Origin of the sequence: Variovorax sp. Varisp36 (assembly GCF_047304235.1) — a bacterium.
Taxonomy (GTDB): Bacteria; Pseudomonadota; Gammaproteobacteria; order Burkholderiales; family Burkholderiaceae_C; genus Variovorax.
Window position 1 is genome coordinate 15,004 of sequence record NZ_JBGLYU010000036.1, and the last position, 13,967, is coordinate 28,970.

Sequence of the window (13,967 nt, forward strand, 5' to 3'; positions counted from 1 at the left end):
CACTGCTAGCATGCCCGTTCACTTTGTTTGCTGAATGATCGCTTTTGTATTGCGCCGTTTGATCCAGGCCGTGATCGTGATGATCGCGGTCGCCTTCATCGCCTTCCTCCTCTTCCAATATGTTGGCGACCCAGTCGTGTTCCTGCTGGGGCAGGACGCCAAGCCCGAACAGATCCGCGAGCTGCGCTCCGCATTGGGGCTCGACCAACCCTTCTTCGTGCAGTTCTGGCACTTTCTTGTCAACGCTGCACAAGGCGAGTTCGGCCTGAGCCTGCGCCAGGGCGCGAAGGTATCGCGGTTGATTGGCGAACGCTTTCCCGCCACGCTCGAACTGGCACTCGTGGCGGCGGTGCTGGCACTGTTCATCGGCATTCCGATGGGCGTGTACACCGCGCTGCGCCGCGGCACCTTCATGAGCCAGGTATTCATGACCGTGTCGCTGCTCGGCGTTTCGCTGCCGACCTTCCTGATCGGCATCCTGCTGATCCTCGTCTTCGCGGTCACGCTGGGCTGGTTCCCGAGCTTCGGCCGCGGCGAGACCGTGAAGTTCGGCTGGTGGACCAGCGGCCTCTTCAGCGCCGACGGCTGGCACCACATCGTGCTGCCGGCGGTGACGCTGGCGATCTTCCAGCTGACGCTGATCATGCGGCTGGTGCGCGCCGAGATGCTTGAGGTGCTGCGCACCGACTACATCAAGTTCGCGCGCGCACGAGGCCTGTCGAACCGCGCCATCCACTTCGGCCATGCGCTCAAGAACACGCTGGTGCCGGTGATGACCATCACCGGCCTGCAGCTCGGTGGCCTGATTGCCTTTGCCATCATCACCGAGTCGGTGTTCCAGTGGCCCGGCATGGGCCTGCTGTTCATCCAGGCCGTGACCTTCGCCGACATCCCGGTGATGGCAGCCTACCTGTGTCTCATTGCCTTGATCTTCGTGGTGATCAACCTCGTGGTCGACCTGCTGTATTTCGTGGTCGATCCGCGGCTGCGCGTGGGCAAGGCGGGAGGTCATTGACATCATGACGGCAACCACATCCACGGCCCCGCGCCTCAAGGCTTCCGGACGCGCGTTCGCGCACATCGCGAACTTCTACCCCGAGATCACCGCCTTTCGCCGCGACCTGCACGCACACCCCGAACTCGGCTTCGAAGAGGTCTACACATCCGGCCGCGTGCGCGAGGCCTTGCGCGCCTGCGGCGTCGACGAGATTCACGAAGGCATCGGCAAGACGGGGGTGGTCGGCGTCATACGCGGCCGTTCGACCGCCAGCGGCCGCATGATCGGCCTGCGTGCCGACATGGACGCGCTGCCGATGCGCGAGGACAACGACTTCGGCTGGCGCTCCGCCAGCGACGGCCTGATGCACGGCTGCGGCCACGACGGCCATACCGCCATGCTGGTCGGTGCCGCGCGCTACCTGGCCGAGACGCGCGATTTCGACGGCACCGCCGTGCTCATTTTTCAGCCTGGCGAAGAAGGCTTCGCCGGCGCACGCGTGATGATCGAGGACGGCCTGTTCGACCGCTTCCCCGTCAATGCCGTCTACGCGATGCACAACTGGCCCGCCATGCCGGCCGGCACCGTGGGCATCAACCGCGGCGCGATGATGGCCGCGGCCGATCGCGTGACCATCGAGATCAAGGGCAAGGGCGGCCACGGGGCGCATGCCTACCAGACCATCGACCCCGTGATCGTCGCGGCGCACATCATCACCGCGGCCCAGACCATCGTTTCGCGCAACGTGCGCCCGATCGATGCGGCCGTCGTCAGCATTTGCGCGATGCAGGCCGGTGACCTCGGCGCGATGAGCGTTGTGCCCGGCGAGGCCGCGCTGGTCGGCACGGTGCGCACCTTCAGCGCACGCGTGCAGGCGCAGGTCGAGCAGCGCCTGACCGAACTGTGCACGGCCATCGCCGGCGGCTTCGGTGCAACCGCCACGATCAAGTACGAGCGCATCTACCCGGCCACCATCAATACCGCGCCCGAGGCCATGTTTGCGGCCGACGTGGCCGAGTCGCTGGTCGGCGCAAAGAACGTCGAGCGCAGCATGGAGCCCAGCATGGGCGCCGAAGATTTCTCCTTCATGCTGCAGAAAAAAGCGGGCGCCTACCTGCGCATCGGGCAGGACGTGCGCGAAGGCGCCTTCCTGCACAACAGCCGCTACGACTTCAACGACGAGATCCTGCCGCTCGGTGCCGCATTGCATGCGGGCCTGATCGAGCAGGGCATGCCGCTTTCCGCTACCCGCGGTGCGCGGCCAGAGAAAGCCGCCGCCACCGCGGCGACGTGATGTGTTTGATTCCAACCCGAGGAGTGTTCCCATGAGTTTCAAGAAAAATGTGGCCGCGGCCGCCGTTCTGTGCGCGCTGGGCGCCGTCAGCATGGTCGCCGGCGCGCAGACCATCCGTGTTGCAAACCAGGGTGACGCGCTGTCGCTCGACCCGCACTCGCTCAACGAATCGCTGCAGCTGAGCACCACCGCCAACGTGTATGAAACGCTGGTCGGGCGCAACAAGGATCTGAGCGTCGCGCCGCTGCTTGCCACGAGCTGGAAGCAAACCTCGCCTACCGTGTGGCGCTTCGAATTGCGCAAGAACGTGCAGTTCCACGACGGCACGCCGTTCACCGCCGACGACGTTCTCTTCAGCTTCGCGCGCGCATCGGGCGACGGCTCGGACATGAAGTCCAACACCACCGACATCAAGGAAGTGCGCAAGGTCGACTCGCACACCATCGAGATCGAGACCAAGGGTCCGTTCCCGATCCTCCCCGAAGTGATCACGCAGATCATGATCATGAGCAAGAAGTGGTGCGAGGAAAACAAGGCCGTCACGCCAGTGGACCGCCGCAAGGGCATCGAGAACACAGCCTCCTTCAAGGCCAACGGCACCGGCCCGTACCGCGTGCGCGAGCGCCAGCCGAACGTGCGCACGGTCTTCACGCGCAATCCGACCTACTGGGGCAAGATCGAAGGCAACGCGCAAGAGATCATCTTCACGCCGATCGCCAATCCGGCCACCCGCGTCGCCGCGCTGATCTCGGGCGAAGTCGACGTGATGGAACCCGTGCCGGTGCAGGACATCGCGCGCGTCAACGCCAGCCCGACGGCGCGCGTCATCGCCGGCCCCGAGCTGCGCACGATCTTCCTTGGCATGGACCAGAAGCGTGACGAACTGCTCTACTCGAACGTGAAGGGCAAGAACCCGTTCAAGGACAAGCGCGTGCGCCAGGCCTTCTACCAGGCCATCGACATCGTCGGCATCCAGCGCACCGTGATGCGCGGCGCTTCGCGCCCGACCGGGCTGATGGTCGGCCCCGGCATCAACGGCTGGACCGAAGCCCAGGACAAACGCCTGCCGCTCGATGTCGAAGGCGCCAAGAAGCTGCTGGCCGACGCCGGCTATCCGAGCGGCTTCGAAGTGACCATGAACTGCCCGAACGACCGCTACGTGAACGACGGCCAGATCTGCCAGAGCGTGGCGGCGAACCTGGCGAAGATCGGCGTCAAGATCAACCTCGCGGCGGAGACCAAGGGCACTTACTTCCCCAAGGTGCTGCGCCGCGACACCAGCTTCTACATGCTGGGCTGGACCCCGACCACCTACGACTCGCACAACGCGCTGACCGCGCTGATGGCCTGCCCGGACGACAAGACCGGCGCCGGCCAGTTCAACCTGGGCGCGTACTGCAATCCGAAGCTCGACGAGTTGACGAAGAAGATCCAGTCGGAAACTGACAAGCCCAAGCGCGACGCGATGATCAAGGAAGCCTTCGACATCCACACCGCCGACATCGGCCACCTGCCGCTGCACCAGCAGACGCTGGCCTGGGGTGTCAGCAAGAAGGTGTCGCTCACGCAAATGGCCGACAACTACATGCCCTTCAAGTGGATGAGCATCAAGCCGTAAGACTGAGGGCCGCTCGCGCGGTGGCCTGACCATGGGCCCGCTTCCTGCGGGCCCATTCCTTTTGCCTCACGATGAAAAAAACACTAGCCCGCTGGCTCGACAGCGATGTCGGCTACAGCTTCCGTACCTCGCCCGTGGCCATCGTCGCGGCGCTGATCGCGCTGGCCTGCGTCATCTGCGCGGTGTTCGCCGGCTGGGTGTCGCCACACAACCCCTTCGACCTCGCCACGCTCGAACTCGGCGATGCGCGCCTGCCGCCTGCATGGAGCGCCGAAGGCTCTTCCAAATACCTGCTCGGCACCGACGACCAGGGCCGCGACATTCTCTCGGCCGTGATCTACGGCGCGCGCATCTCGCTGATCGTCGGCCTCGTGTCTGTGGCGTTGTCGCTCGCCGTCGGCGTGGTGCTGGGCCTGCTGGCCGGCTTCTTCGGCGGCTGGCTCGACTCCTTCCTGATGCGCATATGCGACGTGATGCTGTCGTTCCCGCCCATCCTGGTGGCACTGCTCATCGCCGGCGTCGGCCGCGCGCTCTTTCCCGGCGCGCACGAGTCGCTGGCCTTCGGCGTGCTGATCATCTCCATCTCGCTAACCGGCTGGGTGCAGTACGCGCGCACGGTGCGCGGCTCCACGCTGGTGGAGCGCAACAAGGAGTACGTGCAGGCCGCGCGCGTCACCGGCGTGGCGCCGCTGCGCATCATGCTGCGCCACGTGCTGCCCAACGTGATGGGGCCGGTGATGGTGCTGGCCACGATCCAGGTCGCGACGGCGATCATCACCGAGGCCACGCTCTCGTTCCTCGGCGTCGGCGTGCCGCCGACCTCGCCTTCGCTGGGCACGCTCATCAGCATCGGCAACCAGTACCTGTTCTCGGGCGAATGGTGGATCACGGTGTTTCCGGGCCTGATGCTGGTGCTGATCGCACTCAGCGTGAACCTGCTCGGCGACTGGCTGCGCGACGCGCTGAATCCGCGACTGCGCTGAATACAAGGAGAACGCCACCATGACGCTGCTCCAGGTCAAAGACCTCGTCGTCGAATTTCCGGGCCGCCGCGGCACGCTGCGCGCGCTCGACCGCATTTCCTTCGACATCGCGCCTGGTGAAATCCTCGGCGTGGTGGGCGAATCGGGCGCCGGCAAGTCGCTCACGGGCGCGGCCATCATCGGCCTGCTCGAACCGCCGGGCCGCGTGGCCGGCGGCGAGATCGTGCTGGACGGCCAGCGCATCGACAACCTCGGCTTCGATGCGATGCGGCCGATTCGCGGCCGCAAGATCGGCGCGATCTTCCAGGATCCGCTGACCTCGCTGAACCCGCTCTACACCGTGGGCCGGCAGCTGGTCGAGACCATTCGCGCGCACCTGCCCGTGTCGGAATCCGAAGCGCGCAAGCGGGCCATCGGCCTGCTGCAGGACACAGGCATCCCCGCCGCCGAGCAGCGCATCGACCACTTCCCGCACCAGTTCTCGGGCGGCATGCGGCAGCGCGTGGTGATTGCGCTGGCACTCGCGGCCGAGCCCAAGCTCATCGTGGCCGACGAGCCGACCACCGCGCTCGATGTGTCGATCCAGGCGCAGATCATCCAGTTGCTCAAGCAGGTGTGCAAGGACCGCGGCGCGGCGGTGATGCTGATCACGCACGACATGGGCGTGATCGCCGAAACCTGCGATCGCGTGGCCGTGATGTACGCGGGCCGCATCGCCGAGATCGGCCCGGTGCACGAGGTGATCCACCAGCCCGCGCATCCCTACACATCGGGCCTGATGGCCTCGATTCCCGACATGGCGAGCGACCGCGAGCGGCTCAACCAGATCGACGGCGCGATGCCGCGGCTCAATGCCATTCCCGCCGGCTGCGCCTACAACCCGCGCTGCCCGCGCACCTTTGCGCGCTGCCTCGTCGAGCGGCCCGAGCTCATGCATGCCGGCGCCACGCGCGCGGCCTGCTGGCTGCACGACGCGACCGACCCGCACGCCGGCCAGGCCGAGATCGCGGCGAAGCACCACGATGCGCTGTCGGCCGGCGAACGCGCCGCGCCTGAAGCGGCCGAGCCCATCGCGGAGGTGACGCGATGAGCGCCGCCGCGAACGAACCGCTCGTGGTCGCGCACGACCTCGCGCGCACCTTCGACGTCTCTCCACCCTGGCTCAACCGCGTGCTCGAACGCAAGCCGCGCGTGCTGCTGCATGCGGTCGACGGCGTGAGCTTTTCCATCGAGCGCGGCAAGACGCTCGCGCTGGTGGGCGAATCGGGCTGCGGCAAGAGCACCGTGGCGCGTCTGCTGGTGGGCCTGTATGCGCCCACGCGCGGTGGCCTGCAGTTCGACGGGCAGGACGCGCATGCCGCGTTCAAGACGCCCGAGGGCCGCAAGCTGCGCCGCCGCATCCAGATGATCTTCCAGGATCCCTACGCGAGCCTCAACCCGCGCTGGATCGTCGAGGACATCATCGGCGAGCCGCTGCGCGAGCACGGCATCCTGAGCGAAAAGGTCGCGCTGCGCGAGCGCGTGGGCGAGCTGCTCAAGTCGGTCGGCCTCTCGCCGCTGGACATGAGCAAGTACCCGCACCAGTTCTCGGGCGGCCAGCGCCAGCGCATCTCGATCGCGCGCGCGCTCGCCACGCAGCCCGAGTTCCTGGTGTGCGATGAGCCCACCTCGGCGCTCGACGTGAGCGTGCAGGCGCAGGTGCTCAACATCATGAAGGACCTGCAGCGCGAGCAGGGCCTGACCTACCTGTTCATCTCGCACAACCTTGCCGTGGTGCGCCACGTGGCCGACCAGGTCGGCGTGATGTACCTCGGCCGGCTGGTCGAGGTGGCCGACAAGCAGAAGCTCTTTGCCGAGCCGCGGCATCCGTACACGCGCATGCTGCTCGATGCCATCCCGCAGATGAAGCACACGGGGCGCTCGCGCACGCCGGTGCAGGGCGAGGTGCCGAACCCGCTGAACCCGCCGACGGGCTGCGCCTTTCATCCGCGCTGCCCGCATGCCAATGCGCGTTGTTCCTCGGAGCGGCCGAAGCTGCTGAGCATCGCGGGTGTCCAGGTGGCCTGCCACGCGGTGGAAGAGGGCCGCATCTAGCCGCTGAAAAGTGTGCGTTAAGGCACTGCACCGCATCGGGCGCTGCCGCACAGTGGGCGGTTGACCCGGAGGGAACCATGGCAGGCAAGGCAAATTTCTCGGACATCGAACGGCAAGGCGCAACCGAACTGGGCCGCCGAGGTTTCGTCATGGGTACCGCGCTCGGCGCGACCGCCGTGCTGGCATCCCTGGCGTCGCGCGCCCGTGCGGCTCCGCAGCGGCGCATGCCGGTCGTCTTCATCGGCCATGGCACGCCCATGAACGCCATCAGCGACAACGCGTTCACGCGCCGGCTGGCGGCCTGGGGTCGGGAGCTGCCACGGCCGACGGCCATCCTCAGCGTGTCGGCGCACTGGCTGAGCCGTGGCGCCACCGGTGTCGGCATGCAGGTGCGGCCGAAGACGATCCATGATTTCGGCGGCTTCCCGCAGGCGCTGTTCGACGTCGAATACCCCGCGCCCGGCCATCCTTCACTCGCCAGCGAGACCGTCGGCGCGGTGAGGCAGACACCGGTGATCGCCACCGAGCAATGGGGCCTCGACCATGGCACGTGGTCGGTGCTGAAGCATCTCTATCCGAAAGCGGACGTCCCGGTGTTCCAGCTCAGCATCGACTACGACAAGCCGGCCGCCTTTCACTATGCGGTGGGGCGCGATCTCGCAGTCTTGCGTGACAAGGGCGTGCTGGTGATGGGCAGTGGCAACGTGGTGCACAACCTGCGCGCCACCGATCGCGGCACGCCCGATGGGCCGAGCGCCAGCCGGCCATGGGCGCAATCGTTCGACGATGCGGTGAAGTCGGCGCTGGCAGGCCGGGACGACCGTGCGCTGGTCGACTACGCAAAGCTCGACGGAGCCTCCACCGCCGTGGCGACGCCGGACCACTACTACCCCTTCCTCTACGCCCTCGGTGCCGCAGGAACCAGCGAACGCGCGAAGACGGTCTACGAGGGATTCCAGTCGGGCACGCTCAGCATGCGTTGCCTGCAGTTCGGCTGAGCGCGCCGGGGCGCGGCAGCAGCGTTACTGCTCCTCGCCCCAGGCGAACCCGTCGCGCGCAATCATCGCGCTCGACGCACTCGGGCCCCAGGTGCCGGCCGCATAGGGGCGCGGGCCGCCGTCCGATTCCCAGCTGTCGATCAGCGGCTCGACCCAGCGCCAGGCTTCTTCCTGCTCGTCGCTGCGCACGAACAGGTTGAGGCGGCCGTCGATCACGTCGAGCAGCAGGCGCTCGTAGGCGCCCACGCGCTCGGCGCCGAAGCGCTTGTCGAAGTCGAGGTCGAGCTGAACCGGCGCCAGTTGCGCGGCGTTGCTGTGGCCGTTGCCGCCACGCTGCCGGTTGTCCTGGGCCTGCGCGAGCATGTGCAGTTCCAGCCCGTCCTTGGGCTGCAGGTTGATCACCAGCTTGTTGACGTTGCCGGTCGGCGCGCGGTAGATCGCATGCGGCGTGGGCCTGAAGTTGACCTCGATGCGCGCATCGCGCGAGGCCAGCCGCTTGCCGGTGCGGATGTAGAAGGGCACGCCGGCCCAACGCCAGTTGGCGATTTCGGTGCGCAGCGCCACGAAGGTTTCGGTGCGGCTATCGGGGTTCACGCCGGGCTCGTCGCGGTAGCCCGGCACGCGCTCGCCGTAGGCCGTGCCGGCCGTGTACTGGCCGCGCACCGTGTGCAGGCCCAGCGTTTCGGGCGTCCAGGGCTTGAGCGCGCGCAGCACCTTGAGCTTTTCGTCGCGGATGGCGTCGGCGTGCGAGTTGATCGGCGGCTCCATGCCGATCGCGCACAGCAACTGCAGCGCGTGGTTCTGCACCATGTCGCGCAGCGCGCCGGTCTGGTCGTAGAAGGCGCCGCGCTTTTCCACGCCCAGGTCCTCGGCCATGGTGATCTGGATGTTGGCGATGTGCTCGCGGCGCCAGATGGGCTCGAACAGCGCATTGCCAAAGCGCATGGCGAACAGGTTCTGCACCGATGGCTTGCCGAGGTAGTGGTCGATGCGAAAGACCTGCTTCTCCTCGAGCACCTTGCCGACCGCGGCGTTGATCGCGCGGTTGGAGGCGAGGTCATGGCCCAGCGGCTTTTCGAGCACGATGCGCGTCCTCGGCCCGTTGAGGCCGGCCGCGGCGATCTGCTCGACCACCTGCGTGAAGAGCGCGGGCGCCGTGGCGACGTACATCACGATCGTCTTCGCGTCGCGCTGCTTGAGCAGGTCGGCCAGCCGCACATAGTCGTCGGGCTTGGACAGGTCCATGCGCAGGAAGTGCAGCATCGATGCGAACTTCTCGAACTCCTCGGGGGAGGGCCGCTTGGCGCCCTCGACCGCGCTGAAGCGCGACTGGATCAGTTCCCGGTACTGGTCGTCCGACAGGTCGTCCCGCGCCACGCCGACGATGCGCCCGTCTTGCGGCAGGCTGCCGTGCCGGAATGCCTGGAACAACGCGGGCATGAGCTTGCGCCACGCGAGATCGCCAGTGCCGCCGAACAGAACGAGATCGAAGCTCATGAAAAACTTTCCTTTGTCTGAATGCCGAGCAGGTCGTGGGCCGCCGAGAGGGCCACATGCGATGGTACTTGTACCGATTCGCCCGACCTGTACTAAAGCTACGCTGACCTGTGGCCGCGAGGCCTTTTTTTATGCATGAGGCGGAGAAAATTCAAATGAAGAAGCTTTTTACCGCAGCCGCGCTGCTCGGGTTGTCGGCCGCCGCGTCGGCGCAGACCGTCAACGTGATCTGTTCGGTCCAGGCCGAGTGGTGCAGCGTGATCTCCACCGTCTACGCACGCACCACCGGTGTGCGCATCAACATGGCGCTCAAGGGCTCCGGCGAGGCGCTGGCCCAGCTGATCGCCGAAAAGGACAACCCCAAGACCGACGTCTGGTTCGGCGGCACCGGCGACCCGCACCTGCAGGCGGCCGAGCAGGGGCTCACGCTCGAATACAAGTCACCCACGCTCTCGCAGCTGCACCCCTGGGCCCAGCAGCAGGCCAGGCAGTCGGGCTACAAGACCGTCGGCATCTACTCGGGTCCGCTGGGCTTCGGCTACAACCCCGAGCTGCTGGCCAAGAAGAAGCTGCCCGTGCCCAAGACCTGGGCCGACCTGCTCAAGCCCGAGTACAAGGGAGACATCCAGGTGGCCAACCCGGCCTCCAGCGGCACGGCCTACACCATGATCGCCACGCTGGTGCAGCTGATGGGCGAGGACAAGGCCTTCGACTACCTGAAGGCGCTGCACAAGAATGTCGGCCAGTACACCCGCTCGGGCACCGGCCCGATCAAGGCGGTGGCGCGCGGCGAAACCGCGATTTCCATCAGCTTCGTGCATGACGGCCCCGGCGAGAAGATGCAGGGCTTCCCGGTCGAGACCATCACGCCGAGCGACGGCACCGGCGCCGAGATCGGCTCCATGAGCATCGTCAAGGGCGCGCGCAACCTCGAGGCGGCCAAGAAGTTCTACGAGTGGGCGCTGACGCCCGCCGCGCAGGAGCTCGGCGCCGCCAACAAGCAGTTCCAGCTGCCGAGCAACGTGAACGCCAAGCTCGACCCGCGCATCCCGGACTTCAAGAAGATCAAGTTCATCAACTACGACTACGCCAAGTACGGCGCGAGCACCGAGCGCCGGCGCCTGATCGCGCGCTGGGAAAAAGACGTCAATTCGCTGCCGCGCTGAGTGGCTGCGCATTTGATCGACACCGGCGCGCCGGTCAATCCGGCGTCACTGGCCGCGGCCAGGCGCTCGCAGCGCTGGATCTGGGCATGGATCGCGCTGGGCCTGGCCGCGTACCTGCTGCTGCCCTGGTATGCGATTCAGGACGCGACCTGGTACGAAGCCGTTCCTCAGGTGTTCGGCCAGGCGGAGGGTGCCAACGGCCTGATGCAGGCGGCGACGCAGGGTCGGGGCTGGCTCTTCGTCGGCCTTGCGGGGCTGCTGATGTGCGCGGCAGGTGCGTGGCTGCCTGCTGGCCGCAGCCAGGGACGCTGGTTGCTCGCGGGTGGCGCGGTCGGCGCCATCGGGCTGGCCGTGACAGGCTTCGCGATCGGCGCGCGGGGCTGGAGCTTCGCGGCGCTCAACGCGCAGTTCGGCGACCTGGCCGTCAACCAGTTCGGCATCGGCGCGGGCGGCTTCGTGGCGCTCACTGCGCTCGTGCTGCTGGCCGCCTTCGGCATCGCGCGGCTCGGCCTTTTCAAGGGTGACCTGTTCGTGGCGGCCGCGGTCATCGGCTGCGGCGTGCTGATGGCGCTGTTCATCGCCTACCCGGTGAGCAAGGCGCTGTCCGGCGCGTTCTTCAACGAGGACGGGCAGTGGTCGATCGCCGCGTTTGTCGCGCGCGTGTTCACCGAACGCATCTGGGGGCTGGGGTGCCTTTCCGGCGGCGTGCGCTGCGGCGTGGCGTGGAACACGCTGGTACTGGCCCTGCTCACCGCGGCCGGCACGACCTTTCTCGGCACGCTGATGGCGCTGATGGCCGAGCGCGGCAGCAAGCGTGGGCAAGGCGCGCTGCGGGTGCTGGCGCTGCTGCCGATCATCACGCCGCCGTTCGTGGTGGGCCTCGGCCTGATCCTGCTGTTCGGCCGCGCCGGCATCGTCAACCAGGTGCTGGAGAACGTGTTCGGCATCGAGCCCACGCGCTGGTTCTATGGCATGCCGGGCGTGCTGGTGGCGCAGCTGTTCGCGTTCACGCCCATCGCCTTCATGATCATGCGGGGCGTGGTGCAGGGCATTGCGCCAAGCCTCGAGGAAGCCGCGCAGATGCTGCGCGCCGACCGCCGCCGCACCTTCTTCACCATCACGCTGCCGCTGCTGAAGCCGGGGCTGGCCAACGCCTTCCTGGTGGGATTCATCGAGAGCATCGCCGACTTCGGCAACCCGGTGGTGGTGGGCGGGCAGTTCTCGGTGCTGTCGACCGACATCTTCTTCGCCATCGTCGGCGCGCAGTACGACCAGGGCCGCGCGGCCTCGCTGGCCTGGGTGCTGACGCTGTTTGCGCTCGGCGTGTTCGCGCTGCAGCGCGGCCTGCTCGGCAAGCAGAACTACACCACCGTGAGCGGCAAGGGCGACGCCGGCATCGCGATGGCGCTGCCCGACGGCGTGCGCCGCACCATTCAGTGCATCGCGCTGCCGTGGATCGCGTTCACCGCGGTGGTCTACCTGTTCGCCTTCGCGGGCGGCTTCGTGCAGACCTGGGGGCGCGACTACAGCTTCACGCTGAACCACTTCAGGAACGCGTTCTCGCTCGAATGGGGGCAGTTCGGGCTGGTGTGGGCGGGTACGGCATGGAACTCGCTGATCACCACGCTCAAGCTCGCGGGCATCTCGGCGCCCATCACTGCGGCGCTCGGCCTGCTGATCGCGTGGCTGCTGGCGCGCAACGAGTTCAGGGGACAGGGGCTGTTCGAGTTCGGCGCGCTGCTGGCCTTCGCCATTCCGGGGACGGTGCTCGGCGTGAGCTACATCCTGGCCTTCAACGTGCCGCCATTCGAGCTCACGGGCACGGGGCTCATCATCGTGCTGTGCTTCATGTTTCGCAATTTGCCTGTGGGTGTGCGTGCAGGCACTGCGGCCTTCAAGCAGCTCGACCGCTCGCTCGACGAAGCCTCGCTGATGCTGCGCGCATCGACCTCGCAGACGCTCTTCAAGGTGGTGCTGCCGTTGCTGAAGCCCGCGCTGGTGGCCGCGCTGGTCTACAGCTTCGTGCGCGCGATGACGACGGTGAGCGCGGTGATCTTCCTGGTCACGGCCGAGAACGAGCTGGCCACCACCTACATCATCGGCCGCGTCGGCAACGGCGACTACGGCATCGCGCTGGCGTACTGCACGGTGCTGATGATCCTGATGTCGCTGGCGATTGCACTGGTGCAGTTCGTGGTGGGAGAGCGAAAGCTGGGACGACGAGGGGCCACGCCGCAGCATCAGGGACATCACAAAATGGAAGGCCTGGCATGAACGGCATCGAATTCCGCAACGTCACCAAGCGCTACGGCACCGACAGGAACGCGCCGCTGGCCGTCAAGGGCATCAGCTTCGAAGTGCCTGTCGGCACGCTCACCACCATCCTCGGCCCGTCGGGCTGCGGCAAGACGACCACGCTGCGCATGATCGCGGGGCTCGAGTCGCCGACCTCGGGTTCGATTTTCATGGGCGGGCGCGACGTCACCACGCTGGGGCCGGCCGAGCGCAACGTCAGCATGATGTTCCAGAGCTACGCGCTGTTCCCGCACATGAACGTGATCGAGAACGTGGGCTACGGGCTGCGCATGAGCGGCGTGAAGAAGGACGAGGCCACCGCGCGGGCACGCGAGGCGTTGCGCGGCGTGGGCCTGGTCGGCTTCGACGAGCGGTTGCCCAGCGAACTCTCGGGCGGCCAGCAGCAGCGCGTGGCGCTGGCGCGCGCGCTGGTGCTGGAGCCGGCGGTGCTGCTTTTCGACGAGCCGCTCTCCAACCTCGACGCCCGCCTGCGCCGCGAGATGCGCGAGGAGATCCGCGCGCTGCAGCAGCGCTTGAAGCTGACCGTGGCCTACGTCACGCACGACCAGAGCGAGGCGCTGGCCGTGAGCGACCAGATCATCGTGATGGACCACGGCGTGATCGCACAGCGCGGCACGCCCGAGCAGCTCTATGGGCGGCCCGAGAGCGAGTTCGTCGCCGGTTTCATGGGCGAGGCGATGGTGTTCCCCGCCACGGCGCACGTCGACGGCAGCGTGGCGCTCGGCCCGCTGCGCCTGCAGCCGCGCCATGCGGTGGTACCCGGCACGGTGAAGGTCGCGGTGCGTCCCGAAGCCTGGCAGATCGGCGCCGCGGACGCGGGCAGCGGCCTGCCGGCCACGCTGCGCAAGGCGGCGTACCTCGGCAGCTTCTACGAATACGGCTTCGACACCACCCTGGGGCCGGTCTTCGTGGTGTCGAACGACCTGTCCCGTCCGCTGGCGGCGGGCGCGCAGGCCACGCTGTCGCTGGGAGCCCACGGCGTGAGCGTGGTGCCCGGTGCATGA

The 13,967-nt window shown here is 67.2% G+C and carries 11 protein-coding genes; 10 read left to right on the top strand and 1 reads right to left on the bottom strand.

All coding sequences use genetic code 11. The features are described 5' to 3' along the window. The first annotated feature begins 34 nt into the window (after nucleotides 1-34). The 7 genes from ACCD11_RS20130 (at nucleotide 35) to ygiD (ending at nucleotide 7,984) form a co-directional block, all read left to right on the top strand. Nucleotides 35-1,015, top strand: a complete 981-nt coding sequence (locus ACCD11_RS20130; RefSeq protein WP_007833981.1) for an ABC transporter permease — start codon at nucleotides 35-37, stop codon at nucleotides 1,013-1,015. Between the two features lie 4 nt (nucleotides 1,016-1,019). Continuing rightward, the gene (locus ACCD11_RS20135; protein WP_413315190.1) at nucleotides 1,020-2,291 is read left to right on the top strand and encodes a M20 aminoacylase family protein; all 1,272 of its coding nucleotides are present in this window, start codon (nucleotides 1,020-1,022) and stop codon (nucleotides 2,289-2,291) included. Between the two features lie 31 nt (nucleotides 2,292-2,322). Next, the gene (locus ACCD11_RS20140) at nucleotides 2,323-3,909 is read left to right on the top strand and encodes an ABC transporter substrate-binding protein (RefSeq protein WP_413315191.1); all 1,587 of its coding nucleotides are present in this window, start codon (nucleotides 2,323-2,325) and stop codon (nucleotides 3,907-3,909) included. 71 nt (nucleotides 3,910-3,980) lie between these two features. Then, the gene (locus ACCD11_RS20145; protein ID WP_007833986.1) at nucleotides 3,981-4,892 is read left to right on the top strand and encodes an ABC transporter permease; all 912 of its coding nucleotides are present in this window, start codon (nucleotides 3,981-3,983) and stop codon (nucleotides 4,890-4,892) included. 19 nt (nucleotides 4,893-4,911) lie between these two features. Beyond that, nucleotides 4,912-5,982, top strand: a complete 1,071-nt coding sequence (locus ACCD11_RS20150; RefSeq protein WP_413315192.1) for an ABC transporter ATP-binding protein — start codon at nucleotides 4,912-4,914, stop codon at nucleotides 5,980-5,982. Next, entirely contained in the window at nucleotides 5,979-6,986 is a 1,008-nt protein-coding gene (locus ACCD11_RS20155) for an ABC transporter ATP-binding protein (protein WP_007833990.1), read from the top strand. Before ACCD11_RS20150 ends, ACCD11_RS20155 begins: the two co-directional genes overlap by 4 nt. Nucleotides 6,987-7,063: 77 nt before the next feature. Then, complete coding sequence (gene ygiD, locus ACCD11_RS20160; protein ID WP_413315193.1) at nucleotides 7,064-7,984, top strand: 4,5-DOPA dioxygenase extradiol; 921 nt, start codon at nucleotides 7,064-7,066, stop codon at nucleotides 7,982-7,984. A gap of 24 nt (nucleotides 7,985-8,008) precedes the next feature. On the opposite strand, the gene zwf is transcribed toward ygiD, so the two are convergent. Then, a complete protein-coding gene (zwf, locus tag ACCD11_RS20165; protein ID WP_413315194.1) occupies nucleotides 8,009-9,481 on the bottom strand; it encodes a glucose-6-phosphate dehydrogenase in 1,473 nt (490 codons plus the stop codon). A 155-nt stretch (nucleotides 9,482-9,636) separates the two neighbouring features. On the opposite strand from zwf, the gene ACCD11_RS20170 reads away from it, so the two are divergent. Genes ACCD11_RS20170 through ACCD11_RS20180 form a run of 3 tightly spaced genes read left to right on the top strand, consistent with a single transcriptional unit; the run spans nucleotide 9,637 to nucleotide 13,967 of the window. Beyond that, nucleotides 9,637-10,647, top strand: coding sequence for an ABC transporter substrate-binding protein (locus tag ACCD11_RS20170; RefSeq protein ID WP_042673464.1), 1,011 nt, complete (start codon nucleotides 9,637-9,639; stop codon nucleotides 10,645-10,647). A 12-nt stretch (nucleotides 10,648-10,659) separates the two neighbouring features. Next, nucleotides 10,660-12,921 (top strand): ABC transporter permease, encoded by a 2,262-nt coding sequence (locus tag ACCD11_RS20175; protein ID WP_413315220.1) that lies wholly within the window; start codon nucleotides 10,660-10,662, stop codon nucleotides 12,919-12,921. Continuing rightward, complete coding sequence (locus tag ACCD11_RS20180) at nucleotides 12,918-13,967, top strand: ABC transporter ATP-binding protein (protein WP_413315195.1); 1,050 nt, start codon at nucleotides 12,918-12,920, stop codon at nucleotides 13,965-13,967. Before ACCD11_RS20175 ends, ACCD11_RS20180 begins: the two co-directional genes overlap by 4 nt.